General features: G+C 67.6%; 22 protein-coding genes and 1 pseudogene. 10 read left to right on the top strand and 13 right to left on the bottom strand.

Annotated features, from left to right (window positions below; translation table 11 throughout):
* Positions 1-9: 9 nt before the first annotated feature.
* On the bottom strand, positions 10-1,029 hold the full coding sequence (locus MB828_RS00255) for a Gfo/Idh/MocA family protein (RefSeq protein ID WP_301646379.1): 1,020 nt from the start codon (positions 1,027-1,029) through the stop codon (positions 10-12).
* Between the two features lie 459 nt (positions 1,030-1,488).
* Here MB828_RS00255 and MB828_RS00250 point away from each other — a divergent pair, with 459 nt between their 5' ends.
* From MB828_RS00250 to MB828_RS00215, 8 genes and pseudogenes are all read left to right on the top strand, one after another.
* Complete coding sequence (locus tag MB828_RS00250; RefSeq protein ID WP_301646378.1) at positions 1,489-3,378, top strand: beta-glucoside-specific PTS transporter subunit IIABC; 1,890 nt, start codon at positions 1,489-1,491, stop codon at positions 3,376-3,378.
* Positions 3,379-3,465: 87 nt separating this feature from the next.
* Positions 3,466-4,905 carry a glycoside hydrolase family 1 protein gene (locus MB828_RS00245; RefSeq protein ID WP_301646377.1) on the top strand — a complete coding sequence of 480 codons (1,440 nt, stop codon included), beginning with the start codon at positions 3,466-3,468 and terminating at the stop codon, positions 4,903-4,905.
* 83 nt (positions 4,906-4,988) lie between these two features.
* On the top strand, positions 4,989-5,852 hold the full coding sequence (locus MB828_RS00240; RefSeq protein ID WP_301646376.1) for a PRD domain-containing protein: 864 nt from the start codon (positions 4,989-4,991) through the stop codon (positions 5,850-5,852).
* Complete coding sequence (locus tag MB828_RS00235) at positions 5,839-6,120, top strand: PTS transporter subunit EIIB (RefSeq protein WP_301646375.1); 282 nt, start codon at positions 5,839-5,841, stop codon at positions 6,118-6,120. The genes MB828_RS00240 and MB828_RS00235 overlap by 14 nt, the downstream gene beginning before the upstream one ends.
* Before the next feature lie 361 nt (positions 6,121-6,481).
* Positions 6,482-6,787: pseudogene (locus MB828_RS00230) on the top strand (alcohol dehydrogenase catalytic domain-containing protein); the annotation flags it as partial.
* Positions 6,779-7,423, top strand: coding sequence for a DUF2255 family protein (locus MB828_RS00225; RefSeq protein WP_301646677.1), 645 nt, complete (start codon positions 6,779-6,781; stop codon positions 7,421-7,423). The pseudogene MB828_RS00230 and the gene MB828_RS00225, both read left to right, overlap by 9 nt.
* The gene (locus tag MB828_RS00220) at positions 7,324-8,214 is read left to right on the top strand and encodes a helix-turn-helix domain-containing protein (RefSeq protein ID WP_301646374.1); all 891 of its coding nucleotides are present in this window, start codon (positions 7,324-7,326) and stop codon (positions 8,212-8,214) included. Before MB828_RS00225 ends, MB828_RS00220 begins: the two co-directional genes overlap by 100 nt.
* A 274-nt stretch (positions 8,215-8,488) precedes the next feature.
* The gene (locus MB828_RS00215) at positions 8,489-9,811 is read left to right on the top strand and encodes an MFS transporter (protein ID WP_301646373.1); all 1,323 of its coding nucleotides are present in this window, start codon (positions 8,489-8,491) and stop codon (positions 9,809-9,811) included.
* Positions 9,812-9,885: 74 nt separating this feature from the next.
* On the opposite strand, the gene MB828_RS00210 is transcribed toward MB828_RS00215, so the two are convergent.
* A complete protein-coding gene (locus MB828_RS00210) occupies positions 9,886-10,329 on the bottom strand; it encodes a DesA/ISL3 alpha bundle tail domain-containing protein (RefSeq protein WP_301646372.1) in 444 nt (147 codons plus the stop codon).
* Positions 10,330-10,764: 435 nt separating this feature from the next.
* Positions 10,765-11,136 carry a hypothetical protein gene (locus tag MB828_RS00205; RefSeq protein WP_301646371.1) on the bottom strand — a complete coding sequence of 124 codons (372 nt, stop codon included), beginning with the start codon at positions 11,134-11,136 and terminating at the stop codon, positions 10,765-10,767.
* Between the two features lie 196 nt (positions 11,137-11,332).
* Here MB828_RS00205 and MB828_RS00200 point away from each other — a divergent pair, with 196 nt between their 5' ends.
* A complete protein-coding gene (locus tag MB828_RS00200) occupies positions 11,333-12,094 on the top strand; it encodes a Dyp-type peroxidase (protein ID WP_301646370.1) in 762 nt (253 codons plus the stop codon).
* A 329-nt stretch (positions 12,095-12,423) separates the two neighbouring features.
* Positions 12,424-12,840: a PPOX class F420-dependent oxidoreductase gene (locus tag MB828_RS00195; RefSeq protein WP_301646676.1), complete on the top strand. Its 417-nt coding sequence runs from the start codon at positions 12,424-12,426 to the stop codon at positions 12,838-12,840.
* Between the two features lie 291 nt (positions 12,841-13,131).
* Here the strand turns inward: MB828_RS00195 and MB828_RS00190 are convergent, their stop codons facing one another.
* The 10 genes from MB828_RS00190 to tkt form a co-directional block, all read right to left on the bottom strand.
* Positions 13,132-14,001, bottom strand: a complete 870-nt coding sequence (locus MB828_RS00190; RefSeq protein WP_301646369.1) for a helix-turn-helix domain-containing protein — start codon at positions 13,999-14,001, stop codon at positions 13,132-13,134.
* Between the two features lie 286 nt (positions 14,002-14,287).
* Complete coding sequence (locus MB828_RS00185; protein WP_301646368.1) at positions 14,288-15,721, bottom strand: sugar porter family MFS transporter; 1,434 nt, start codon at positions 15,719-15,721, stop codon at positions 14,288-14,290.
* On the bottom strand, positions 15,718-16,368 hold the full coding sequence (locus MB828_RS00180; RefSeq protein WP_301646367.1) for a histidine phosphatase family protein: 651 nt from the start codon (positions 16,366-16,368) through the stop codon (positions 15,718-15,720). The genes MB828_RS00185 and MB828_RS00180 overlap by 4 nt, the downstream gene beginning before the upstream one ends.
* Positions 16,369-16,580: 212 nt before the next feature.
* Positions 16,581-17,468, bottom strand: coding sequence for a phosphogluconate dehydrogenase (NAD(+)-dependent, decarboxylating) (gene gnd, locus MB828_RS00175; RefSeq protein ID WP_301646366.1), 888 nt, complete (start codon positions 17,466-17,468; stop codon positions 16,581-16,583).
* Between the two features lies 1 nt (position 17,469).
* A complete protein-coding gene (locus MB828_RS00170) occupies positions 17,470-17,925 on the bottom strand; it encodes a ribose-5-phosphate isomerase (RefSeq protein WP_301646365.1) in 456 nt (151 codons plus the stop codon).
* Positions 17,925-19,586 carry a glucose-6-phosphate isomerase gene (gene pgi, locus MB828_RS00165; RefSeq protein WP_301646364.1) on the bottom strand — a complete coding sequence of 554 codons (1,662 nt, stop codon included), beginning with the start codon at positions 19,584-19,586 and terminating at the stop codon, positions 17,925-17,927. Before pgi ends, MB828_RS00170 begins: the two co-directional genes overlap by 1 nt.
* A complete protein-coding gene (gene opcA, locus MB828_RS00160; RefSeq protein WP_301646363.1) occupies positions 19,579-20,514 on the bottom strand; it encodes a glucose-6-phosphate dehydrogenase assembly protein OpcA in 936 nt (311 codons plus the stop codon). The genes pgi and opcA overlap by 8 nt, the downstream gene beginning before the upstream one ends.
* Positions 20,511-22,052 carry a glucose-6-phosphate dehydrogenase gene (zwf, locus tag MB828_RS00155; RefSeq protein WP_301646362.1) on the bottom strand — a complete coding sequence of 514 codons (1,542 nt, stop codon included), beginning with the start codon at positions 22,050-22,052 and terminating at the stop codon, positions 20,511-20,513. Before zwf ends, opcA begins: the two co-directional genes overlap by 4 nt.
* Before the next feature lie 4 nt (positions 22,053-22,056).
* Entirely contained in the window at positions 22,057-23,175 is a 1,119-nt protein-coding gene (gene tal, locus MB828_RS00150) for a transaldolase (RefSeq protein WP_301646361.1), read from the bottom strand.
* Positions 23,176-23,201: 26 nt separating this feature from the next.
* Positions 23,202-25,180 (bottom strand): transketolase (gene tkt, locus MB828_RS00145; protein ID WP_301646360.1); only part of this gene is annotated, 1,979 nt, incomplete at its 5' end.

The raw sequence follows: 25,180 nt of genomic DNA, 5'->3' as shown, positions 1-25,180 counted from the left end.
GATGAAGCCTCATGACCGCCGGCCGGCCGGCTCAAGGTGGGACGCGCTGGCCGTGACCGCCTGCCGCCGTATCTCGTCCAGGGCTCCCATCACCTCGACACTCTCGGCCAGCGGCATGAGGGGACTCTCCAACTCGCCTGAACGCAGACGGCGTTCGACTTCAAGAGCCTGGAAGTGCATCCCTCGCCCGGAGATGACCGGCGGGTCGAATCGCCGTACGGGGCTGCCGGGCCGGCCCGCGTCGTACACCGTGAACCCCGTCGGGCCGAACCAATAAGGGTCAAGGTCGATCCACCCGTCCGTGCCGATCACGGCCGCACTGTTCGGGCCGGGGGTGTCCATGGCCGTGAGGGTGGTGGACGTACGGCCCTCACCGTGTCGCATCACCACCGATGCACTCGTGTCGACGCCGGACGGTGTCACGCTGCCCTCGGCAATGATCTCGTGCGGCGCACCCAGGAGGTGAAAAGCGAGCGAAACCCCGTAGACCCCGAGGTCCGCGACGACGCCGCCGCAGAGTGTCGGATCGTAGTGACGGCCCGTGGGGGAGTCGTCCAGCTTCTGGAAGTGGTGGGTGACGACGCCTCTGATCTCCCCGATCGAGCCCCGGGCGAGTTCGGCGCGGACCTGGTCGAACGTGGGCAGGAAGCGGGTCCACATCGCCTCCATTGTGAACACCGAGTGGCGGCGGGCGGCGTCCACGACCCGCTGCGCCGAGGGCGCGTTGTCGGTGAACGACTTCTCGACGAGCACCGCCTTGCCCGCCTCGATCGCGAGGATCGCCTGGTCCGCGTGGAAGGGCTGCGGAGTGGCGATGTACACGACGTCCACGCGCGGGTCTTGGACGAGTTCCTCGTACGAACCGTAGGAGACGGGGATTCCCGTCTCGCGGGCGAACCGCGCCGCACGGCCGAGCTGGCGCGCCGCCACCGCCGACACGGTCAGTCCGGCAGCGGTGAGGTCGGCGACGAAGACACGCGCGATCTTGCCCGCGCCCAGGATCCCCCAGCGGATCTCATCCGTTCGCATTCGTTACTCCTCGCTGTCGTTCGACCGTCCCCGGCGGCTGTGTCGGCACAAAAAAAGACCCGGGTGCTGCTGCCTCACGACAGCTCGTCCCAGGTCTTGCCCGGCTCGCACCGGTAACAATCCGTGAACCGCACCGTAACGTCAGGGCGTGCGGAACGTCAACGGGCCTGCCGCCACAGGTTCCATGTCGGATACGGCGGAAAAAGGTCTTGCCCGATGTCTGGACACGGAAAAATCCGGCGTCTACTGTCCTGCCTCAAGGCGCCGCTCGGCGCCCTACCAAAGCTGGGATTGTTACTGGGCCGCAGGCAAGACCCAAGCTGAGATCCGCTGTTCTTCCGTGTTCTTCCGGTGTTCTCGGGCGTTCTCGGAAACAGCATTCAGGATCCCGGCTTGGGTCTTTTTGTTGCACGAGCACCGTCTCGGCCAGTCCAGTACAGCGGGGCTCGAGGAGGAGCCGTGGCAACAAGCAGCAAGTACGAAGTGATTGCCGAGGATGTCCTGCGGGGCATCGGCGGCAAGGAGAACGTGAGATCCGTCGCCCACTGTGCGACGCGGCTGCGTTTCGTCCTCGCCGACCGTTCCAAGGCGGACAAGGACGCCGTCGAAGCAACGCGCGGCGTCATCGCCGTCGTCGAGTCCGGCGGCCAGTTCCAGGTCGTCATCGGCAACACCGTCGGCAATGTCTACCAGGCGGTCGTCGCACAAGGGGTGGAGGAACGCGACGGCGGCGGCAGCACCCCTGGCGGCTTCCTCCCTCGCGCGATGGACATCGTCACCAGCATCTTCACCCCGTTCCTGTGGACCCTGGCGGCCGTCGGACTGCTCAAGGCGTTCCTCGCGGTCGCCGTGAAGATCAGCCCCGGCTTCCAGGGGACGTCGACCTACGCCATCTGGTTCGCGGCGGCCGACGCCGTGTTCCAGTTCCTGCCCATCCTGCTGGCCATCACCGCAGCCAAGCGGTTCAGGGCGAACCAGTTCACGGCAGTCGCGATCGCCGGCGCGCTCATCTACTCCGCCACCATCCCCGTCATGGCGGGCAAGGACGGCACCAGCCTGACCATGCAGGCGTTCCACCAGGCGGGCGGCCATCTGACCTTCCTCGGCATCCCGGTCGTCATGACCAGCTATCTGTCCGCCGTCATCCCCACCATCCTGGCGGTGTACTTCCAGTCGTACGTGGAGCGCTTGCTGGAGCGGGTGATGCCAACGGTCATACGCAACTTCACCGTCCCCCTGGTCACCCTCGCGATCGTCGTCCCCGTCGTCTTCCTTGCCATCGGCCCGGTCTCAAGCCGGGTCGGCGACGTGATCGCCTCCGGGATCCAGAACCTGTGGGACGTGGCCCCCTGGGCGGCCGGCGGCTTGTTCGGCGGCGTGTGGCAGTCCATCGTCATCTTCGGCGTGCACTGGGGCTTCGCCCCGATCGTGACCCAGGAAATGGCGTCGACCGGCCACTCACTCTTGCTCGCCACGGTGTTCCCCGCGATCCTGTCCCAGGGCGCCGCCACCTTCGCCGTCTTCCTCAAGACCCGCAACCCCGACCTCAAGGCCGTGGCCGGACCGGCCAGTCTCTCGGCCTTCGTCGCGGGCGTCACCGAGCCGGCGATCTACGGTGTCACCCTGCGGCTCAAGCGCCCCTTCGTCTTCGCGTCCATCGGCGGCGCCGTGGGCGGTGCGATCGCCGCGGCGGGAGGCTCCGGGACGGACGGCTTCGTCCTGCCCGGTGCCATCACACTCGCCTCGACGCTGAATGTCGGCAACTTCGCGCTCCAGCTGATCGGCTGTGGGGCCGGCGTGGCCCTTGCGTTCGGATTGACGTTCATCGTGGGCTTCAAGGACCTGCCGACGGCGGCCGAGGGGGCTGCCGTGGACGGTGCCTCCGCCGACGCAGATGGCACGGTGGTCACCCTCGCGGCACCGGTCGCCGGGAAGGTCGTACCGCTGTCCGAGGTCCCCGACAAGGTGTTTGCCTCCGGCGCGTTGGGTTCCGGCCTGGCGGTGATCCCCTCCGAGGGCAAGGTCTACGCGCCCATCGGCGGCACCCTCGTCAGCGTCATGCCGCATGCCTTCGGTATTCGCAGCGACACCGGCGTGGAAGTGCTCGTACACATCGGGCTGAACACGGTCGAGCTCAAGGGCAGAGGATTCACCGCCGCGGTCACCCAGGGCCAGAAGGTCAGCGTTGGCGACCTGCTGACCGACGTCGACCTGAAACTGATCACCGACGCGGGCTACGACCCGACGACCGTGCTGATCGTGACCGACCCGGGCAGCCACTCCGCCGTGGTGCCAACCGCTACCGGTGACGTACAGCCCCGGCGCGCTGCCCTGGACCTTATCGGCTGAACCGCAGTCGGCCGCCCCGTTCTCCATCGCGGGGCGGCCGGCGTACTCGCAGTACGACAGCCCTTGATGACAACCGGAGAAAGACACATGACAGGTCCCACCTCCCAGCCCTTCCCCGAAACCTTCCTCTGGGGCGGCGCAACGGCCGCCAACCAGATCGAAGGCGCCCATGACGCCGACGGCAAGGGCCTCTCCATCCAGGACGTCCTGCCCCAGGGCATCGTAGGCCCGCGGACGGCACACCCCACGCCCGACAACCTCAAGCTCGAAGCCATCGACTTCTACCACCGCTACGCGGCGGACATCGCCCTCCTCGCCGAGATGGGCTTCAAGGTCTTCCGCCTCTCGATCGCCTGGAGCCGGATCTTCCCGAACGGCGACGACGAGAAGCCCAACGAGGCGGGACTGGCCTTCTACGACCGCGTCCTGGACGAGCTGGAGAGGCACGGGATCGAACCGCTCGTGACCATCTCGCACTACGAGACGCCCCTCGCCCTCGCCGAGAAGTACAACGGCTGGGCGAGCCGGAAGCTGATCGGCTTCTACGAGCGGTACGTCCGTGTCCTGTTCGACCGCTACGGCCACCGCGTCAGGTACTGGCTGACCTTCAACGAGATCAACTCGCTGCTGCACTTCCCGATCATCGGGGGCGCGATCCTGACCCCGAAGGAGGAACTGTCTCGCCAGGACCAGTTCCAGGCCGTCCACCACGTCCTCGTGGCCAGCGCTCTGGCCACCCGGATCGCCCACGAGCAGATACCGGACGCGCGAGTGGGATGCATGGTGCTCGCCATCCCCGTCTACCCCCTCACACCTGCACCGTCCGACGTCCTCGCAGCCCTGGACGCCGACCACACCAACCTCCTGTTCGGTGACGTGCACGTGCGCGGCGCCTACCCGGGCTACGCGATGCGGTACATGCGGGAGAACGGCATCGAACTCGACATCACCGATGAGGATCGCGAGATCCTCACCAACACCGTCGACTTCGTGTCGTTCAGCTACTACATGAGCGTCTGCGAGACCGCCGACCCCGACCAGCGGCACACCGGGGACGGCAACATCATCGGCGGTGTGCGCAATCCGACCTTGCGGGACACCGAGTGGGGCTGGCAGATCGACCCGGTCGGCCTGCGGATCGTGCTGAACCAGTTCTGGGACCGGTGGCAGAAGCCGCTGTTCATCGTGGAGAACGGTCTGGGCGCCAAGGACGAGCTGGTCCACGTCGACGGCCGGCCCACCGTCGACGACGACTACCGCATCGCGTACCTCAACGACCACCTTCTCCAAGTCGCCGAGGCAATCGCCGACGGCGTCGACGTCCTCGGCTACACCCCGTGGGGCTGCATCGACCTCGTCAGTGCCAGCACCGCCCAGATGAGCAAGCGCTATGGCTTCGTCTACGTCGACCGCGACGACGACGGCACCGGCACCCTCGCCCGCTACCGGAAGAAGTCCTTCCACTGGTACGCCGACGTCATCCGCAGCAACGGCGCAAGCCTGCGGCGCGGCGACGGGAGACCGTGACCCCGGCAACACCCACGGCCCCGCGCCCTGAGAGGAATTACCCTTTTCCTTCCCGGGCGCGGCCAGATAGGACTCACGCAACGATGCGCGTCAAGAAGGTGTTCAACAACAACGTCGTTCTCGGCGTCGACGAGCAGGACACCGAAACCGTTCTCATGGGCCGAGGGCTCGGCTTCCAGGTCAGGCCGGGAGACCAGGTCGACGCCGACAGGGTCGAACGTCACTTCGTGCCGCAGGCCATGCTCGCCGAACGGCTCGCCGCCCTTGCCGCCGAAATCCCCCTGAACGTCATCGAAGTGATGGAAGAGGTCGTAGCCGCCGCCCGGGCCCGCCTCGGCTCGAGGATCAGCGAGCACGTTCTGCTGCCCCTGGCCGACCACGTCCACCTCGCCCTGGCCCGCGCCCGCGCCGGAGTCCAGATCGAGTACCCGCTCAAATGGGAGATCGAGAACCTGTACCCGGCGGAGGCGGCCACCGGCAGAGTCGCGCTGGACATCATCGAACGGCGGCTCGGCCTGCGCATGGACGAGGACGAGGCTCTTCCCCTCGCCCTCCACTTCGTCAACGCTCAGATCGGCTCCGGCGACATCGCAGCGACCATGCAGATGACGCAGTGGCTGAGGGTCGCGCTCGAAACGATAGGCGACGACTACGGCGTCGAGATCGACCAGCACTCCCTCGCGGCGGCGCGCTTCATCACCCACCTGCGCTACCTCTTCCTGCGCGCCCGGGACGGCAAGCCGACCCCGGAGGTCGGCGACGAGATCGGCGAGGCGGTCAGACAGGCCAAGCCACTCCAGTACGCCACCGCCGAACGCCTGGCGCACAAGATGGAGGAGATGTTCGCCTGGAACGTCGGCCGTGAAGAGATCCTTTACCTGGCACTGCACGTCAGCCGGCTGACAGCACAAGACGACACCGGGGAGGGCACCCGTGCCGGCACCTAACGATGGCCAGACCGCGGCAGCAATTCTCCAAGGCGTCGGCGGCCAGGAGAACGTCACACGGCTGACGCACTGTTTCGTCCGCCTCCGCTTCCGGCTGCGCGACCCGGCAGCCGCCGACATCGAGACCCTTACCGCGCACTCAGTAGTCGCCTACGCCGTATGGCAGTTGGACGAACTCCATATCGCCCCAAGGGGGGACCTTTTTCGCCTGTTCGAGGAAATGCAGGAGGTGCTCGGCGACGCGGCTTCGCCCCAGGGCCTTCCGTGAGAAACAACGGCATTGCTGGGACGCGGGTATGGAAGGCCCACCTCCCCGATTCTTCGGTTCCACGGCCGGTGCCTGCACGTTCAATGCTGCCAGGGGTCACCGTCCACGACGCTGAGCGCCAAGGAGCCCGCGCCTGTCGATGAGTTCGGGCTCTGGTCCACTTCTTGGGCTCTGTCGCTGATTTCGGGGTGTCAGTCGCTTGATCAGGTGACAGGAGGATGCGGCGTCGTAGGAGGTCGAAGTTGGGCCAGCCGTACATCTGTCTCTTCAGCCGCTTGATTCTGGTGACGTTGCCCTCGACCGCTCCCGAGGTGAAGGTGGTGGTCAGGGCAGCGAGCAGTGCTGCGAGGTCACCGCGTACTACCGCGGCATCAACCGTGCCACCGTCGGCCACGAGTACGTCGGCGTCGTCGAAGAAGTCGGTGAGGACGTCACCATCGTGCGGCCGGGCCAGTTCGTCGTCGGTTCCTGCTTCGCCAGCGACGGAACCTGCGCCAACTGCCGCAACGGCTACCCCAGCAACTGCCTCAACCCGGAGTTTATCGGCGGCCGGCAGGCCGAGTACATCCGCATCCCGTGGGTCGACGGCACCTTGGTCGCCATCCCAGGACTACCCACCGAGGCCGAAGCGCCCGACCTGCCGGCCTGCTTCGACGTCATGGGCAGTGACGAACTGGAAAGCATCTCCACGCTGAGGAACCTCACATCGCGCCCCGGCGCCCGGACGGAAGCCAGCGCCCACCGACCACCATATGGGTCGTGGGCTGCGGCGTCGCCACTGTACGTGCGTTCCTGGCGCGGTACACGGGGCGCCTGGTGGAGCACGGTACAGGCCACGCACACCGCAAGCATCAACGTCGGTGGTGTCCGCAGTGAGGTCACGCTCACCAGGGAAAGCGATCCGGCCGCCAATGACTGTATCGACGGGCCTACCGTGCCATATACGGCCGCCTGCCCCAGCTATGTCGAACCCATGGTCAGCGAACACGGCACGCGCCACCCCGCTGCGGCTCATCCCACAGCGGTGTCCCCGGCTATCCCGCCACCCTGTCCGGTGGCTCACCGCCTCCAGGGGCCCACTGAGTCACCGGACACCCGGCGGCGGCCGGAAGCCAACCCCGGCGCGCTCCGAGCTTGTGGGCGCTCTGAGGGGGGTAATGACAGGGACTCTCAGTCCGCGCATTCCGCTCCTACGCTAGATGAGTGGACAACCATAGTGAAATTAGTACATTCCTTAAGAGTCGCCGCGATAAAGTCACCCCAGAGCACGCCGGACTGCCCGTCATCGGTAACCGCCGGGTGAACGGGCTGCGCCGGGGCGAGGTGGCCATGCTGGCCGACGTAAGCGTCGAGTACTACACCCGCATGGAACGCGGCAACCTTGCTGGCGTGTCCGACAGTGTCTTGGACGCCTTGGCCGCCGCTCTGCAATTGGACGAGACCGAACGGGACCACCTGTTCGCCCTGGCCCGAGCAGCCAACACCAGCCCCACTCGTGCCCGGCGCCGGGCGGTCAAGACGACCGTGCGGCCCAGCGTCCTACGCATCATCGACGGTATGTCCGACCTGCCCGCTTTCGTACGCAACAACCGTTTCGATGTCTTGGCGGCCAACCCGCTCGCCCGAGCCCTGCACAGCGAATGGTTCGACGGCCAGCAGGAGATCGTCAATACTGTCCGGTTCGTCTTCCTCGACCCCCGGGCCACCCGCTTCTACACCGACTGGGAGCACGTGGCCCGCCAGGGTGTCGGATCACTGCGTGTCGAGGTCGTCAAGAACCCGTACGACCGTGACCTGTCCAACCTCATCGGTGAGCTGTCCACCCGCAGCGACGTCTTCCGCATGATGTGGGGCAGCCACGACGTGCACGTGTACAACGAGGGCATTAAGCGGTTCCGCCACCCAGCCTTGGGTGAAGTTGAACTGGTTCACGAGGCCCTGGCTCTTCCCGCGCCCAGGGACGCCGGACTGTCCCTCACCGTCTACAGCGCCGATCCCGGCACGCCGTCCGAGGATGCACTCAGGCTCCTGGCCTCCTGGGCCGCCACTCCTCAGAACATGCCGGCCGTCCACACCGACTCCGACCAGAGCTGACGCCGCCCCGCGCGCCAACTGGGCGCCGGATCTCGCGGAGTGCTTCACATGCCGCACTTCATCCCTCGTGGAGCCCCCGCTCAACCGGCTGCGCCCAAGATGGGGGTCACTGCCATTACTCCTTTTGACCGTGCCTGTTATTGGATGCCGGTTTTTGTTTTCCTTGTTAATGGCGGCACTTGAACCGCTCCGCCCGCACATCACTTCCGCGCACTCACCGACTCCACCTCATCTCCGGGGAGCGACGCGCGCCTCACTCCGGGAAGGACATCCGGTGACCACCACCGCATCCCCGTCTGGCAAGCCAGATACGGGCGCCGCACCCCACCCTCACACCGTCAGCGCCGCCGATCCGGCCGGCACGACCAAGCTCCCGCCTGTGGTGTGGCTGCTGGGCGCGGTCGCGTTCCTCATGGGCACCACCGAGCTCGTCGTGGCCGGCCTGCTGCCGGAAATCTCCACCGCCCTCGGAGTGAGCGTCGCTCACGCCGGCCTCCTGATCACTGTCTTCGCCATCGGCATGATGCTCGGCGCCCCAGCCATGGCCATGGCCACCCTTCGCCTGCCACACCGCTCCACCCTGATCACAGCCCTACTGGTCTTCGCCGCCGGGCACATCGCCGGCGCCCTGAGCCCGACGTTCGCCATCGCTCTGATCGGCCGGTTCGCCGCGGCCCTGGGCACTGGCACGTTCTGGGCCGTCGGAGCGGTCGTCGCGACCGCCGCGGCCGGACCGGCCGCCAGCACGCGCGCCATGGGCGTGATGATCGGCGGGGTAACCCTCGCCAACATCGTCGGTGTCCCTCTGGGCACCGCCGGCGGCCAGCTCCTCGGCTGGCAGGGCCCGTTCTGGGTGCTCGCCGTGCTCTCGCTCATCGCCACCGTCGTTATTGCCCGCCAACTGCCTGCCGATAAGGGCGGCAGCGACACCTCCGTTCGCGCCGAACTCTGTTCCGTTAAGCACATCCGCCTCTGGCTGGTCTACCTCGCCATCGCTCTGGTCCAGGGCGCCGTCCTGGCGACCTACAGCTACGTCGCCCCGCTGCTGACCGAGCGGGCCGAACTGCCCCAGGCTCTGGTGCCGCTGGCGATGCTCGGCTACGGCGCAGGCGCCCTGGCCGGGACCACCTTCGCCGGACGCCGCGGCGACAGCCGCCCTTACGTCACCGCCATCCCAGCCGCCGCCGTGACCGCCGTCATGCTGGGCGCCATCACCCTGTGGGCGACCAACAGCATCGCGGCCGTCATCTTGATCGTGCTCCTGGGGGCCGCTGGCATCATGACCAATCCCATCTTGGTCGGAGAGGTCGTCCGTATCGCTGGCCCTGGCCGAGCGCTGCCTATGGCATTGGCCACCTCCGCGTTCAACGTCGGCATCGCGGCCGGTTCGTGGATCGGCGGCATAGCCCTCACTTCTTCTCTCGGCCTCCGAGGCCCGTCGCTCGCAGGTTTTTTCCTCGCGCTTGTGGCCCTGCTGCCTCTGGGTATCCTGGCCGCCTCACGGCGGAACACAGGAGGTCTCGACGACGGCCGAACGCTGGTTCTGGATCACTTTCAGTGCCGGGGCGACGGAGGGTCACCACAAGCGCGATCATGAACGGCCTCGCGCCGCGAGGAGGATGCGCTTGCGGAGGAGGTCGAAGTTGGCGCGACCGAACATCTGCCGCTTGATCATCTTGATTTTGTGTGGCCTTCGACGGCGCCGGAGCTGTAGCGGAGGCTGTGGCAGGCCACGACGGCGTCGAGGTCCTGGCCGAGGCCGGTGACGAAGCCGTGCAGGGCGGGCACGTCGTCAGCCTGCACGCGTTCCATCCACTGACCGAGGTCGCGGCCCCGGCGGTCGTTCATCAACGCGGCGAAGGCGCGGACGTGTTCGGCGGTTCGGTGGAGGGCGGGGCAGCGGGCGAGAATCTGCATGAGCTGCTGGGCCTGGTCGTCGTCGAGACGGTCGGGGTGGCGGGTGATCCAGCTGGTCAGGTCGCGCACGGACGGCGCTTTGCGGGGCGGATCGTCCTGCGGGAAAGCTTCGCGGAGCCGCTGGACGTACCTCTTCACCACGCGCTCTCCGCCGGGATAGCCGCGCTCGCGGACTTCATCGAACAGGCGGCGGGCCACGGTGCAGCCTTCCGCCCGCCGCTGATGGAGGTGGGGCTTGTACGGGTCGAGGAGGCTGGCCCGGCCGGTCCACCGTCCGACCAGGAGCTCGTCCGCGGTGGCCGCATGGGCGAGGCGGCGGACGGTGTTGCGGGCCAGGCCCAGTCGGCGGGCGATCGGCCGCAGCCCGAGCCCCTCATCCAGCAGGGCGTGGACGGCCGCGTGCTATTCGCGCACCCGGTCGGACAGACGGCCCGACTGCCGTGGTTCATCCAGGGAAGGCGGCGCAGGCTCCGGGCTCTGAAGGGGCTCGGTGGCACGGACCGGGGCAGTGCTCTCCGGCTCGCGCAGCAGGGCGCGGTGCTGGATGACCGTCTTCTCGACAGCCTCCGCCAGGTTTTTCCAAATACTCGTTCAAGCCGTCCTGGTCCTCCAGCTCACTGCCACGGGCTGAGATCAACCGGCAGAATTCACCAAATCCGTCAACTCGGCTTCCGTTGTCCCAGCCCGCAGACGAACGTCGAAGGTGTAACCCTCATCGCAGAACACCAGGTCAAGGTCCGTGGGTGCCAGCCTGCGGAAGACGATCGCCAACCAGATCGCGTCTTCCTCCCAGACGTCCATGTACAGGCAGGTACCGTCCTCGTGCAGATAGGCCTCAGCTGGGCCGTTCTCGGTCTCGAACTGCCATATGAGGCTGCGCACTTCGCTGCGTTGCGTCGAGTCGATCTCGACCCCGGACCACCGGGCACGGATCGCGTCTGTCAGACCATCCCGATCGATGCGCCATCCGCCCGCATCACCCTCGACCACCGCCAAGAACGTCATAGCCAGGGTCTACCAGACCTCCGTGGCACAGCGTCGACCGGCTGTCGCCTGAAGTTGGAATGGGCTCACTGATCCACCCCCCCCAGCAAGATCCATCAGAAACGACCTAGTGGAGGGGTTCGTGTCGCCTGGCACCCCGCACGACCAACTCGGCAGGCTCGTGCGTCGGTTCGGGCTGCGCTGAAAATCTCAGTGAATGCAGTCCACTCGATGCTTTCATGAAGCGGGACCACAAGTGTCGTCCCAAACCCGTCTGAATGGACCGGTCCACCGCGCCGTGTCGACACCCGGGGACCTGCTCTTCCACATCCGCGCCGCACGCCTGGACCTGTGCTTCGCACTCGCCACGGAGATCATGGCCCGGCTCGGCACCGCCGTGACCGTGCGCGATGAAGTCCACGGCTTCCAGTACTTTGACAAACGCGATCTGCTCGGATTCGTCGACGGTACGGAAAACCCCACCGGGGCCCCAGCGAGCGCCGCAGTGCTGATCGGAGACGAGGACCCGGCGTTCGCCGGCGGAAGCTACGTCATCGTCCAGAAGTACGTACACGACCTTCAGGCGTGGAACGCGCTGCCGGTCGAGGCTCAGGAACGCATCATCGGCCGACGGAAACTCAACGACATCGAGTTGGACGACAGCGTCAAACCGGCCGACTCGCACGTCGCCCTCACCGCTGTCACCGACCCCGATGGGACAGAACTCGAAATCCTCCGCGACAACATGCCCTTCGGCACCGTCGGCCGAGGCGAGTTCGGCACCTACTTCATCGGCTACGCCCGCACCCCCACGGTGACAGAGACGATGCTGGAGCGCATGTTCCTGGGCACGCCGGACGCGGCACACGATCGGATTCTGGACTTCTCCACGCCGCTCACCGGTTCTCTGTTCCATGTGCCCACCGCGGACTTCCTGGAAGATCTCCCTGACCTACCCGCTGCGGAGACGGACGGCTGAGACCGGAACATTGAGGTGGTGAGCCGGGCGCGTGTCCGGCGCACAAACAATCGTGCGCTCTCCGTGTCGCCAGCTCCCGCGGAATGGAACGGGGCCCTCTGACCTCCGGCCAGAGGAATGAACCAGGTAAAAATCCCTCCCCCCCAACCGTTGTTGCCCCAGCAAAGTCCGATGGCGAGGATGGTGACGCTCCAGGACCGTGTAGCCAGTGGCCCCGGGGTGCGGCTTTCAGCTGCTTCGCAATGAAGGGCTCAGCCCGGCGACGGCACTGGTGGCGCGGCGCCTCGCCGGGGCCGCGCCGCTAGGATGGGATACCAGGTATGCAGAAGATGACGACCGATGAGTGGCACTCCTTCGTGTCGGCGGGTACTCGCAGCGGCAAGGTGGCCACCGTAGGGTCCGACAACACACCGATGATCGCGCCGGTCTGGTTCGTCCTTGACGGCGGCGACATCGCCTTCACCACTGGCGTAAAGAGCGCCAAGGCCAGGAATCTGCGACGCAATCCCCGAGCCTCGGTCTGCGTGGCGGACGACATCCCGCCCTTCTCTTACGTCGAGATCCGAGGCCTTGCCACTCTCAGCGAGGACCCGGACGAGCTGATCCGGATCGCGACTCTGGCGGCAGCCAGGTACATGGGCCCGGACAAGGCCGAGGAGTACGGGAGGCGCAACAGCGGCCCCGGCGTGGTCCTCATCCGCGTCCGCCCGGAAAAGGTTCACGCCTTGTCCGGCATCGCTGACTGACCGGGGACCGCCTGCGGTCGGCTTGCGCTTCTCCGCTGAGACGGCAGCCGCATGAACCGGCAGTTCAGCAGGCTCATGAGAATCAGAGCCTGCGCGCTAGCTCTCTGGCGGTGGGCCGACGGTAGGTCCTTGCAGGTGCCGGGCCGGATCTTCGGCGCCGGAGGCGTCCGCGATCGCCGGAAGTACGGTGATGGTCTGCCAGCCGCGACTGGGTCGTGGCCGGTGCGTAACTGCACGCCGAGTGCGGTGACGCGGTCAGACCGACACCACCGCCGCGAGGTGCGATGGGAATCAGGTGACGTTCCTGGAGGCGCGGAGGTCCTGGTCCGCGGCCCAAGAAGCGAGCAGCCGCAAGGCGTCGTGGGCGGGTGAGCCGGGTGGGGCGGTCCAGACGATGAGCTTCTGGTCGGGATCGCTGGCCGAAGTGAAGGTGTTCCAGTCGAGGGTGACTTCCCCGATGACCGGATGACGCAGCCGCCTGATTCCGGTGGTCCTGCCGGCCACCTGGTGCTCGGTCCACCACTGCCGGAACTGCGCATCGTGTGCCGAGAGCTCGTTCACGAGGGCGGTGAGCGTCGGGTCGCCCGGATAGCGGGCGCTCTCCATGCGGACCTGAGCGATGGCCACGTGGGCGACTTCTTCCCAGTCCGCGTACAGGGCTCGCAGAGCGGGATCGGTGAACAGCATCCGAATGAAGGTCCGGCGTTCCTCCGGGATGTTTCCGTAGTCGGCGATCAGGGCGGCTGCCAGCCGGTTCCAGGCCAGAACATCCGTACGGCGGCCAGAGACGACCGCAGGGGTGGTGGCGAGGTCGTCGAGGAGGAACTGCAGCTGTGGATCCACCTGCTGCCGAGCACCGTGAGCGGGCAGTTCGTTCTTAGCGGCGAGCTCGAAGAGGTAGGCGCGCTGGTCCGCGTTGAGTCGAAGCACCCGGGCGAGGTCGGCCAGCACGGGAGTGGACGCCTGCAGACGGCCCTGCTCGATCCGCGCGTAATACTCGGTGCTGATGGAGGCCAACAGTGCAACCTCCTCGCGGCGCAGGCCGGCTACCCGCCGTGGTTGTCCGGGAGTGGCGGGGAGGCCTACGTCAGCCGGATTGAGGCCGGCACGCCGCGCCTTGAGGAACTCCCCCAACTCGTTCAGATGCAGGTCACGACCCATGTCCCCCAGGGTCGCACATGGCCCAGGCCCGCGAGGAGGGAGGCTCTCCCGGCGCACCCTGGCAGTTGCAGAAGAAGTATCAGGGAACATCGCCAGGATTCGTCCTGGCGGTCGTACGCCCGCAGCAGGGAAAACCACGTATCCGGCAAGCACGGCCGGCGAGCCGGCCTCTGGGAACGCAGACCCGCCGTCCAGCCCTGGCGTCAGACGCGGTGCCACCACTCCACCGATGGCACCAAGACTCGCTCGTCGCCGGAGCACATGCCCGGTTCACGCCTCCCTCTGCTCAGCTGACAGACTCCAGGCGCTGGCCCTTGGTCTCGGATACGACTTTGACAACGAACACTCCGGAGAGCACCGCGCAGCCAGCGTAAATGGCATACGTGGCTGAGAGATTCCACTTCGCCATGCTCGGGAAGCTCTCCGTGACTGCCCAGTTGGCGATCCAGTTGAAGGCGGTCGCCACAGAGATCGCCGCGGCGCGGATCCGGAAGGGGAACATCTCACCCACCATGACCCAGAGGATGACGCCCCAGGAGACCGCGAAGAACAAGACGAAGGAGTGTGCGGCGATGAGAGCCACCACACCCTGAGCCTGCGGGATCGAGATGCCCGTGCCCACGCCGGTCTTGTAGGAGAAGGCCCAGGCTGCCAGGCCGAGCGAGACAGCCATACCCGCGGAGCCGATCAAGGCGAGCGGCTTGCGGCCGATACGGTCGATGAACATCATCGCCACGAGAGTGCCGATGATGTTGATGACCGAGGTGGAGAGGCTGATAAGCAGTGAGCTGGACTGGTCGATGCCGACGGACTGCCAGAGGATCGACGAGTAGTAGAAGATCACGTTGATACCGACGAGTTGCTGGAACACGGCGAGTCCGATGCCGGCCCAGACGATCGGCAGCAAGCCGAAAGCGCCCCCGAAGAGGTCCCCGATTCTCGGCTTGCGGGCCGTGCGCACGGCATTCTCGATCTCGGCGACGCGAGTATCCACGTCACTGTCCGCGCCCTCGACCTCAAGGACTGCCCGCCTGGCGTCATCGGTTCGGCCGACGGCCACCAGATAATGCGGTGACTCCGGAATCCGCGAGGTGAGAACGAAGTAGAGGACCGCAGGGACGACAGCTGCCAACAACATCCACTGCCACGCGTCGAGCGGTCCCAGACTGTCCTCGCTTCGCCCACCGGCGCCCTGAGCGATCGCCCAGTTCACCAGCTGAGAGGCGGTGATGCCGAGAACGATCGCAGCTTGCTGGAACGACGCGAGGCGACCCCGGTACGCCGCGGGGGCGATCTCGGCGATGTAGGTGGGCCCGATGACGGAGGACATCCCGATCGCGATACCGCCCAGGAGACGCCAGAGCGCGAGTTGCCATACAGCCCCAGAGAGCCCCGATCCGAGAGCACTGACCGCGAAGAGCGCCGCTGCAAGGTGCATCACCCGCAGACGCCCGAAACGATCGGCCAGCCGTCCGGCCGCCGCGGCGCCCACGGCCGAGCCGAGGAGTGCCACAGCGACGACCGTGCCGGTTTCGCCGGAAGAGACGTGGAAATGATGCTGGATTCCAAGCACGGCGCCATTGATGACGGCGCTGTCGTAACCGAACAGGAAGCCGCCGATCGCGGCGACTGCTGCTACGAAGACGCTGCGCCCCAACCTGCCGGTGGCCGCAAGGGGGGCCTGTGCGCTTGTGCGGTGGGGATCTCTGCTCGTGGTCATGGCGCGCTGATCCGATCCGGGCGGGGGGCGGGAGTGAAAGAAGGAGGCGGGGCAGCCGAGGCGTTCCAGCCGCGGATCACCGGGCGGTCGTGTTCGGTGCCCAGCCGACTGATCGTGCCGGTGTCCAGGGCGAACAGCGAGCCAGCCGCGGGCGGCAGTCCGAGGCGGCGGGCGGTGAGGACGCGCAGGAAGTGCGCGTGGGCCACCAGGACCACATCGCCTGTGGCCGCAGCGGTCAGGAAGTTCTCGATGTGCGCGAGCAGCCGGTCGGCACGGGCCCCGATCTGCTCGGGGCTCTCTCCCGGGTGCTCGGCAGGCCCGGGGGCCACTCCGTCGGTCCACAGGTTCCAGTCAGGACGGGCCCGGTGAATCTCCGCCGTGGTCTTCCCCTCATAACCACCGTAGTCCCATTCGTGCAGGTCAGGGTGTGGTTGGGCATCGGCAAGCCCGGCCAGCCGGGCCGTGTGTACCGCGCGCTGCAACGGACTGGTCAGGATGAGAGCGATGTCGCGGCCGGCCAACGTAGGAGCGAGAGCGGCGGCTTGCCGCTCTCCTTTGTCGGTGAGCGGCAGGTCGGTGTAGCTGGTGTGGCGGTGGGACACGGCCCACTCGGTCTCGCCGTGGCGGAGCAGCAGCAGCTCACCCATGATGGCTCCTCCCTTGCTGAAGTGATGCGGCGTCAGACGAGGCGGGCGAGTGCTGCGGCACCGATGAGCCCGGCGTCCGGCCCGACCCTGGCGGTGACCACCTCGCACTGGACACGGTTCTCTCCTCCGCCGAGGCGGGCGGGGCAGACGGCTTCGGCCGGTCGGCGGAGCAACGAGGTCCACCCCCGATCGTCAGGCTCGGGAATCGGGACTCACGCGCCGCCGTCCGAGGTCTCGACGGCGTGCCCGCCGAACTGGTTGCGCAGGGCCGCGATCATCTTCATCTGCGGGGAGTCGTCCTGGCGGGAGGCGAACCGCGCGAAGAGGGAGGCCGTGATGGCGGGCAGCGGCACCGCGTTGTCGATGGCCGCCTCGACCGTCCAGCGGCCCTCACCGGAGTCTTGGGCGAAGCCCTTGAGCTTGTCCAGGTGCTCGTCCTCGTCCAGGGCGTTGACCGCGAGGTCGAGCAGCCAGGAACGGACGACCGTGCCGTCCTGCCAGGAGCGGAACACCTCCCGGACGCTGTCCACCGACTCGATCTTCTCCAGCAGCTCCCAGCCCTCGGCGTAGGCCTGCATCATGGCGTACTCGATGCCGTTGTGGACCATCTTGGAGAAGTGCCCGGCGCCGACCTTGCCCGCGTGGACGTAGCCGTACGGGCCCTCCGGCTTGAGTGCCTCGAAGATCGGCTGGAGCCGCTCGACGTGCTCCTTGTCACCGCCGACCATCAGCGCGTAGCCGTTCTGCAGGCCCCACACACCGCCGGAGACACCCGCGTCGACGAAGCCGATGCCCTTGGCGCCCAGCTCCTCGGCGTGCTTCTCGTCGTCCGTCCAGCGGGAGTTGCCGCCGTCGACGACCGTGTCGCCGGGGGAGAGGAGGCCGCCGAGCTCGTCGACGACCGACTGGGTGGGCGCGCCCGCCGGGACCATCACCCACACCACGCGCGGCGCTTCGAGCTTGTCGACCAGTTCGGCGAGGCTCGCCGCGTCGGAGAGGTCAGGGTTGCGGTCGTAGCCGATGACGGTGTGGCCGGCGCGGCGGATCCGCGCGCGCATGTTGCCACCCATCTTTCCCAGGCCGATGAGTCCGAGTTCCATGTCAGCCGCTCCTGTGCAGTTCGTAATCGGCGATCATCGCAATGCGGCGGACGTGCCGCGGGTCCTCGCTGAACGAGGTCTTGAGAAAGATCTCGACCAGGTGCACGGCTTCTTCGATGGAGTGCATCCGGGCTCCGACGCTGATGACGTTGGCGTCGTTGTGTTCCCGGCCGAGCCGGGCCGTGTCCTCGTTGTGAGCGAGCGCTGCCCTGACGCCGCCGACCTTGTTCGCCGCGATGGCCTCGCCGTTGCCCGAACCGCCGATGACGACGCCGAGGCTGCCCACGTCCTCAGCCACGCGGCGCGCCGTGTCGAGGATGTACGGCGGGTAGTCGTCGCCCCCGTCGTAGCTGTGCGGACCAACGTCCACGGGGACATAGCCCCACTCCGGAAGGCGTGTGACGAGTACCGTCTTCAATTCGTATCCGGCGTGGTCCGAGCCAAGATAGACACGCATCAGCGGCCTCGCCGAGAACGGTAGGCAGCTACGAGAGCGGTGGTGGAGGGGTCGAGGCCGGGGACGTCCGCGCCTTGGGTCAGTGCGGGCTCGACGCGCTTGGCGAGGACCTTGCCGAGCTCGACGCCCCACTGGTCGAAGGAGTCGATGTTCCAGATCGCGCCCTGGACGAACACCTTGTGCTCGTAGAGGGCGATCAGCTGGCCGAGGACCGATGGCGTCAACTCGGGGGCCAGGATGGTCGTGGTGGGGTGGTTGCCGTGGAAGGTGCGGTGCGGCACCTGCTCCTCGGGGACCCCCTCCGCGCGTACCTCGTCGGCGGTCTTGCCGAAGGCCAGCGCCTGGCCCTGTGCGAACAGGTTGGCCATCAACAGGTCGTGCTGGGCGGTCAGCTCGTCGCTCAGCTCGGCCGCCGGACGGGCGAAGCCGATCAGGTCAGCGGGGATGAGCCGGGTGCCCTGGTGGATCAGCTGGTAGTAGGCGTGCTGCCCGTTGGTGCCGGGCGTGCCCCACACCACCGGGCCGGTCTGCCAGCCCACCACATGTCCGTCGCGGTCGACCGACTTGCCGTTGGACTCCATGTCCAGCTGCTGCAGATACGCCGTGAACTTCGACAGGTAGTGGCTGTACGGCAGCACCGCATGGGACTCGGCGCCGAAGAAGTTGACGTACCAGATGCCCAGCAGGCCGAGGATCAGCGGGGCGTTGGCCTCCGCGGGAGCCGTCCGGAAGTGCTCGTCGACGGTGTGGAAGCCGTCGAGCAGCTCCCGGAAGCGGTCCGGGCCGATCGCGATCATCAGCGACAGGCCGATGGCCGAGTCGAAGGAGTAGCGGCCGCCGACCCAGTCCCAGAACTCGAACATGTTGTCCGGGTCGATCCCGAACTCGGTGACCTTGCCGGCGTTCGTGGACAGGGCCACGAAGTGCTGGGCGACCGCCTTCTCCTCGCCGAGCCCGCCGGGGCCGTTCAGCAGCCAGGAACGGGCCGAGGTGGCGTTGGTGATGGTCTCGATCGTGGTGAAGGTCTTTGAGGCGACGATGAACAGGGTCTCCGCCGGGTCCAGGTCCCGTACCGCCTCGTGCAGGTCGGCGCCGTCCACGTTGGAGACGAAGCGGAACGTCAGCTCCCGGGCCGTGAAGGTCCGCAGCGCCTCGTACGCCATCGCAGGTCCCAGGTCCGAGCCGCCGATGCCGATGTTGACGACGTTCCTGATGCGCCTGCCGGTGTGGCCGGTCCAGGCGCCGGAACGTACCCGCTCGGCGAAGTCGCTCATCTTGTCCAGGACGGCGTGCACCTGCGGCACCACGTTCTCGCCGTCGACCTCGACCACCGCGTCCCGCGGGGCGCGCAGCGCGGTGTGCAGCACGGCACGGTTCTCGGTGACGTTGATCTTCTCGCCGCGGAACATGGCGTCGCGCAGCCCGAACACATCGGTGGCGGCGGCCAGTTCCTGCAGCAGCGCCAGGGTCTCGTCGTCGACGAGGTGCTTGGAGTAGTCGATGCGCAGGTCACCGACGCGCACGACGTACCGCTCGGCGCGGCCGGGGTCGCTTGCGAACAGCTTACGCAGCACCGGCTGGCCCTGGGCGCGATGGTCCTCCAGAGCGGTCCACTCGGGGCGCCGGGTGAGCCTGGGGGAGCCGGACGAAGAGTCAGACATGAGAGGGAGTCTCCTTGGTGGCCTCGCCCCGCAGGGCGACGGCGTACATCTCGTCGGCGTCGAGGCGGCGGAGCTCCTCGGCGATGAGTTCGGAGGTGGTGCGGACCTTCAGCGCGAGGGTACGCGAGGGCTGGCCCGGCAGGGTGAGCGTGGCCAGCGGGCCCTCGGGGCGGTCGATGACGATCTCGCCGTCCGCGGTCCCCAGGCGCACCGCCGTGACGACCGGGCCCGCGGTGACCACACGGTCGATCTGCACGTTCAGCCGTGCCTCCAGCCAGCGCGCCAGCAGCTCGGCCGCCGGGTTGTCGGCCTCCGCCTCCACGGCCCCCGACACGATCCGGGTGCGGGCCTGGTCCAGGGCCGCCGCCAGCATCGAGCGCCACGGCGTCAGCCGGGTCCAGGCCAGGTCGGTGTCGCCGGGCGCGTAGGAGCGGGCCCGCTGCTCCAGGGTGCCAGCCGGGTTCTCGACGGCGTACAGGTCGGTGATCCTGCGCTGCGCGAGGGCGCCGAGCGGGTCCTTGGCGGGCACCTCGGGCGCGTCCACCGGCCACCACACGACGACCGGCGCGTCCGGCAGCAGCAGCGGCAGGACGACCGAGTCGGCGTGGTCGGAGACCTCGCCGTAGGTGCGCAGCACGACCGTCTCGCCGGTGCCGGCGTCCGCGCCCACCCGGACCTCGGCGTCCAGCTTGGAGGCCATGCGGTCGCGCGGGGTGCGGGCGTGCCGCTTGATGACGACCAAGGTGCGCGAGGGGTGCTCGTGCGAGGCCTCCTCGGCCGCCTTGATCGCGTCGTAAGCGTTGTCCTCGTCCGTGACGATGACCATCGTCAGGACCATGCCCACGGCCGGTGTGCCGATGGCGCGGCGGCCCTGCACCAGCGCCTTGTTGATCTTGCTTGCCGTGGTGTCGGTCAGGTCTATCTTCATGGCCGGCGCCAGCTCCGTCCGTCTCGTGCGAGCATCTCGTCGGCTTCCTCGGGCCCCCAGGTGCCGGACGGGTACTGGGCGGGCCTGCCGTTCTGGTCCCAGTACTGCTCGATCGGGTCGAGGATCTTCCAGGACAGCTCGACCTCCTCGGTGCGCGGGAAGAGGTTCGAGTCGCCCAGCAGGACGTCCAGGATCAGCCGCTCGTAGGCCTCCGGGGAGGACTCGGTGAAGGACTCGCCGTAGGCGAAGTCCATCGACACGTCCCGGATCTCCATCGAGGTGCCCGGCACCTTCGACCCGAAGCGGACCGTCACGCCCTCGTCCGGCTGGACGCGGATGACGATCGCGTTCTTGCCGAGCTCCTCCGTCGCCGTGTGGTCGAAGGGGGAGTGCGGGGCCCGCTGAAAGACCACCGCGATCTCGGTGACGCGCCGGCCCAGCCGCTTGCCGGTGCGCAGGTAGAACGGCACACCCGCCCAACGGCGGTTGTCCACCTCCAGCTTGATGGCCGCGTACGTGTCCGTCTTCGACTTGGCGTCGATGCCCTCCTCCTGGAGGTACCCGACCGCCTTCTCGCCGCCCTGCCAGCCCGCCGCGTACTGACCGCGCACGGTGTCCCGGCCCAGGTCCTTCGGCAGCCGTACGGCCCCGAGCACCTTGGTCTTCTCGGCGGCCAGCGCGTCCGCGTCGAAGGAGGCGGGCTCCTCCATGGCCGTGAGAGCCATCAGCTGCAGGAGGTGGTTCTGGATGACGTCACGGGCGGCGCCGATGCCGTCGTAGTATCCGGCGCGGCCGCCGATGCCGATGTCCTCGGCCATGGTGATCTGCACATGGTCCACGAAGGACCGGTTCCAGATCGGCTCGAACATCGTGTTGGCGAAGCGCAGCGCCAGGATGTTCTGGACGGTCTCCTTGCCCAGGTAGTGGTCGATCCGGAAGACCTGGTCGGAGCCGAAGACCTCGTGGACGACCTTGTTGAGCTCCTCGGCCGACTTCAGGTCGTGGCCGAAGGGCTTCTCGATGACCGCGCGGCGCCAGGAGCCGCCGGTCTGGTCGGCAAGGCCGTGCTTCTTCAGCTGCTGGATGACCACGGGGAAGGAGCGCGGCGGCACCGACAGATAGAAGGCGAAGTTGCCGCCCGTGCCCTGTGCCTTGTCGAGCTCCTCGATGGTGCCGCGCAGCCGCTCGAACGCGTCGTCGTCGTCGAAGGTGCCCTGGACGAAGCGCATCCCCTGGATGAGCTGCTGCCAGACCTCCTCACGGAACGGCGTACGGGCGTGCTCCTTGACCGCGTCGAGGACCTCGGCCGCGAAGTCCTCGTGCTGCCACTCGCGGCGCGCGAAGCCGACGAGGGAGAAGCCCGGCGGCAGCAGACCCCTGTTGGCGAGGTCGTACACGGCGGGCATGAGCTTCTTCCGTGACAGGTCGCCCGTGACGCCGAAGATGACCAGGCCCGACGGCCCCGCGATACGCGGGAGCCGTCGGTCGGCGGGGTCACGCAGCGGGTTGCTCCATGGTCCCGAAAAGGTCGCGGACATCTCGTCAGGCCTCCTCTGCTGCAAGCCGCTTCAGTTCTTCGTCGGTGGAGGCAAACAGGTCGTTCCACGCCTGCTCGAACTTCTCGACCCCCTCGTCCTCGAGCACCTGCACCACGTCGTCGTAGGAGATGCCGACCTTCTCCAGTGCGTCCAAGTGGGCACGGGCCTTGCCATAACCCGTAGTGACGGTGTCGCCGTGGACTTCTCCGTGGTCGGCGGTGGCGTTGAGCGTGGCCTCCGGCATGGTGTTGACAGTGTTCGGAGCGACCAGTCCAGTGACGTACAGCGTGTCCGGGTACGCAGGGTCCTTCACGCCGGTCGACGCCCACAGCGGACGCTGCTTGTTGGCGCCCGCGTTTTCCAACACACTCCAGCGGTCCGAGGAGAAAACCTCCTCGTACGCCTGGTAGGCGAGCCGCGCGTTGGCGACGGCGGCCTTGCCGCGCAGCGCCTTGGCCTCGTCGGTGCCCAGCGCGTCGAGCCGCTTGTCGATCTCGGTGTCCACGCGGGACACGAAGAAGGACGCCACAGAGTGGATCTTCGACAGGTCATGTCCAGCCACGTGAGCCTTCTCCAATCCGGAAAGGTAGGCGTCCATCACCTCGCGGTGACGCTCCAGCGAGAAGATCAGGGTCACATTCACGCTGATGCCCTTCCCGATCACCTCGGTGATCGCGGGCAATCCCACCCGCGTGGCCGGGATCTTGATCAGCACGTTCTCGCGGTCAACCAGCCAGGCCAGCTGCTCGGCCTCGGCAACGCTGGCCTTGGTGTCGTGGGCGAGACGCGGATCGACCTCGATGGAGACCCGGCCGTCCTGGCCGTCGGTGGCGTCGAAGACCGGGCGCAGGATGTCGGCGGCGTCGCGGACGTCCGCCGTGGTGACCATGCGGATGGCCTCGTCCACGCTCACTCCGCGCAACGCCAGTCCACGCAGTTGCTCCGCGTACCCCTTTCCCTCGCTGATGGCCTTCTGGAAGATGGCCGGGTTGGTGGTGACGCCGCTGACGTGCTGCTGGTCGATCAGCTCGGCGAGGTTGCCGGACGTGATCCGCTTGCGCGACAGGTCGTCCAGCCAGATCGCGACGCCTTCCTCGGTCAGGCGTTTCACTATGTCGGTCATGGTGGTTGTTCTCTTTCAGTGACGGGTCAGCGTGCGGACGCGGAGGCCAGGGACTCCTGGGCGAGGGCCACTAGGTTGTCGGCGATGAAACCGAACTCGCGGAAGAGGACTTTGGCGTCGGCGGAAGCACCGAAGTGCTCCAGGGAAACGATGCGACCGGCGTCCCCGACGTACTTGTGCCAGGTCAGGCCGATGCCGGCCTCCACTGCCACGCGTGCGGTCACAGAAGGCGGCAGGACACCATTGCGATACTCGCGTGACTGCTCCTCGAACCACTCCACGCACGGCATGGACACGACCCTTGTCGGCACGCCGCAGGCCTCCAGCTGCTCGCGCGCCTCCACGGCGACGTGCACCTCGGAACCGGTGGCGATCAGGATGACCTGAGGCTTGCCGCCCTCTGCCTCGAGCAGGACGTAACCGCCGCGCGCCGCCTCGTCGTTGGGCTCGTAGGTCGGCACGCCCTGACGAGTCAGAACCAGGCCGTGCGGAGCAGCCTTCGTGGCGTACCGCTTGAGGATCTCGCGCCAGGCGATCGCGGTCTCGTTGGCGTCGGCCGGGCGGACCACGTTCAGGCCCGGGATGGCACGCAGGGACGCGAGGTGCTCGACGGGCTGGTGCGTCGGGCCGTCCTCGCCCAGGCCGATGGAGTCGTGCGTCCACACGTACGTCACCGGCAGGTGCATCAGCGCCGACAGACGCACGGCGTTGCGCATGTAGTCGGAGAAGACCAGGAACGTACCGCCGTAGATACGGGTGTGGCCGTGCAGCGCGATGCCGTTCATCTCCGCGGCCATGGAGTGCTCGCGGATGCCGAAGTGGATGGTGCGCCCGTACGGGCTCGCCTCCGGCAGCGGGTTGTCCGCCGGCAGGAACGAGGAGTTCTTGTCGATGGTCGTGTTGTTCGACCCGGCGAGGTCGGCGGAGCCGCCCCACAGCTCCGGGACGACCGCACCCAGGGCCTGCAGCACCTTGCCGGAGGCCGCGCGCGTGGCGACACCCTTGCCGGGCTCGAAGACCGGGACCTTCTCCTCCCAGCCGGCGGGCAGCTCGCCCTTGCTGATGCGGTCGAAGTCGGCCGCGCGCTCGGGGTTGTTCTGGCGCCACAGATGGAAGGACTTCTCCCACTCGGCCTTCGCCTCGCGGCCCCGCTCCAGCGCCTGCCGGGTGTGCTTGATGACGTCGTCGGAGACCTCGAAGGACTGCTCCGGGTCGAAGCCGAGGACGCGCTTGGTGGCGGACACCTCGTCGTCGCCGAGCGCCGAGCCGTGGGCGGCCTCGGTGTTCTGCGCGTTCGGGGCGGGCCAGGCGATGATCGAGCGCATCGCGATGAAGGACGGCCGGTCCGTGACCGCCTTGGCCGCCTCGATCGCGTTGTAGATGGCGTGCGGGTCCAGGTCGCCGTCCGGCTTCGGGGCGATCCGCTGCACGTGCCAGCCGTACGCCTCGTACCGCTTGACGGTGTCCTCGGAGACGGCCGTCTCGGTGTCGCCCTCGATCGAGATGTGGTTGTCGTCCCACAGCAGGATCAGGTTGCCGAGCTTCTGGTGACCGGCCATCGAGGACGCTTCGGCGGAGATGCCCTCCTGGAGGCAGCCGTCACCGGCGATGCAGTAGATGTAGTGGTCGAAGGGGGACTCGCCCTGCGGGGCGTCCGGGTCGAACAGGCCGCGCTCGTAGCGGGCGGCCATCGCCATGCCCACGGCGTTGGCGACACCCTGGCCGAGCGGGCCGGTGGTGGTCTCCACGCCCCTGGTGTGGCCGTACTCCGGGTGACCGGGGGTCTTCGAGCCCCAGGTGCGGAAGCCTTCGAGGTCCGACAGCTCCAGGCCGAAGCCGGCCAGGTACAGCTGCGTGTAGAGGGTCAGCGACGAGTGACCGGCGGACAGCACGAAGCGGTCGCGGCCCACCCAGTCGGGATCGGACGGGTCGTGCCGCATCACCTTCTGGAAGAGGGTGTACGCGGCCGGCGCCAGGCTCATCGCCGTACCCGGATGGCCGTTGC

Origin of the sequence: Streptomyces arenae (assembly GCF_022343545.1) — a bacterium.
Classification (GTDB): domain Bacteria; phylum Actinomycetota; class Actinomycetes; order Streptomycetales; family Streptomycetaceae; genus Streptomyces; species Streptomyces humi.
This window is presented reverse-complemented; position numbering and strand designations above follow the sequence as displayed.

Excerpts from the sequence above, each read along its gene's own strand:
- MB828_RS00190 (WP_301646369.1), bottom strand. The coding sequence starts at position 14,001 with ATGGGTCGTGACCTGCATCTGAACGAGTTGGGGGAGTTCCTCAAGGCG.
- MB828_RS00170 (WP_301646365.1), bottom strand. The coding sequence starts at position 17,925 with ATGCGTGTCTATCTTGGCTCGGACCACGCCGGATACGAATTGAAGACG.
- MB828_RS00180 (WP_301646367.1), bottom strand. The coding sequence starts at position 16,368 with ATGGGTGAGCTGCTGCTGCTCCGCCACGGCGAGACCGAGTGGGCCGTG.
- MB828_RS00200 (WP_301646370.1), top strand. The coding sequence starts at position 11,333 with ATGCAGTCCACTCGATGCTTTCATGAAGCGGGACCACAAGTGTCGTCC.
- MB828_RS00195 (WP_301646676.1), top strand. The coding sequence starts at position 12,424 with ATGACGACCGATGAGTGGCACTCCTTCGTGTCGGCGGGTACTCGCAGC.
- MB828_RS00185 (WP_301646368.1), bottom strand. The coding sequence starts at position 15,721 with ATGACCACGAGCAGAGATCCCCACCGCACAAGCGCACAGGCCCCCCTT.
- tal (WP_301646361.1), bottom strand. The coding sequence starts at position 23,175 with ATGACCGACATAGTGAAACGCCTGACCGAGGAAGGCGTCGCGATCTGG.
- pgi (WP_301646364.1), bottom strand. The coding sequence starts at position 19,586 with ATGTCTGACTCTTCGTCCGGCTCCCCCAGGCTCACCCGGCGCCCCGAG.
- MB828_RS00225 (WP_301646677.1), top strand. The coding sequence starts at position 6,779 with ATGGGCAGTGACGAACTGGAAAGCATCTCCACGCTGAGGAACCTCACA.
- opcA (WP_301646363.1), bottom strand. The coding sequence starts at position 20,514 with ATGAAGATAGACCTGACCGACACCACGGCAAGCAAGATCAACAAGGCG.
- zwf (WP_301646362.1), bottom strand. The coding sequence starts at position 22,052 with ATGTCCGCGACCTTTTCGGGACCATGGAGCAACCCGCTGCGTGACCCC.
- gnd (WP_301646366.1), bottom strand. The coding sequence starts at position 17,468 with ATGGAACTCGGACTCATCGGCCTGGGAAAGATGGGTGGCAACATGCGC.
- MB828_RS00240 (WP_301646376.1), top strand. The coding sequence starts at position 4,989 with ATGCGCGTCAAGAAGGTGTTCAACAACAACGTCGTTCTCGGCGTCGAC.
- MB828_RS00205 (WP_301646371.1), bottom strand. The coding sequence starts at position 11,136 with ATGACGTTCTTGGCGGTGGTCGAGGGTGATGCGGGCGGATGGCGCATC.
- MB828_RS00245 (WP_301646377.1), top strand. The coding sequence starts at position 3,466 with ATGACAGGTCCCACCTCCCAGCCCTTCCCCGAAACCTTCCTCTGGGGC.
- MB828_RS00255 (WP_301646379.1), bottom strand. The coding sequence starts at position 1,029 with ATGCGAACGGATGAGATCCGCTGGGGGATCCTGGGCGCGGGCAAGATC.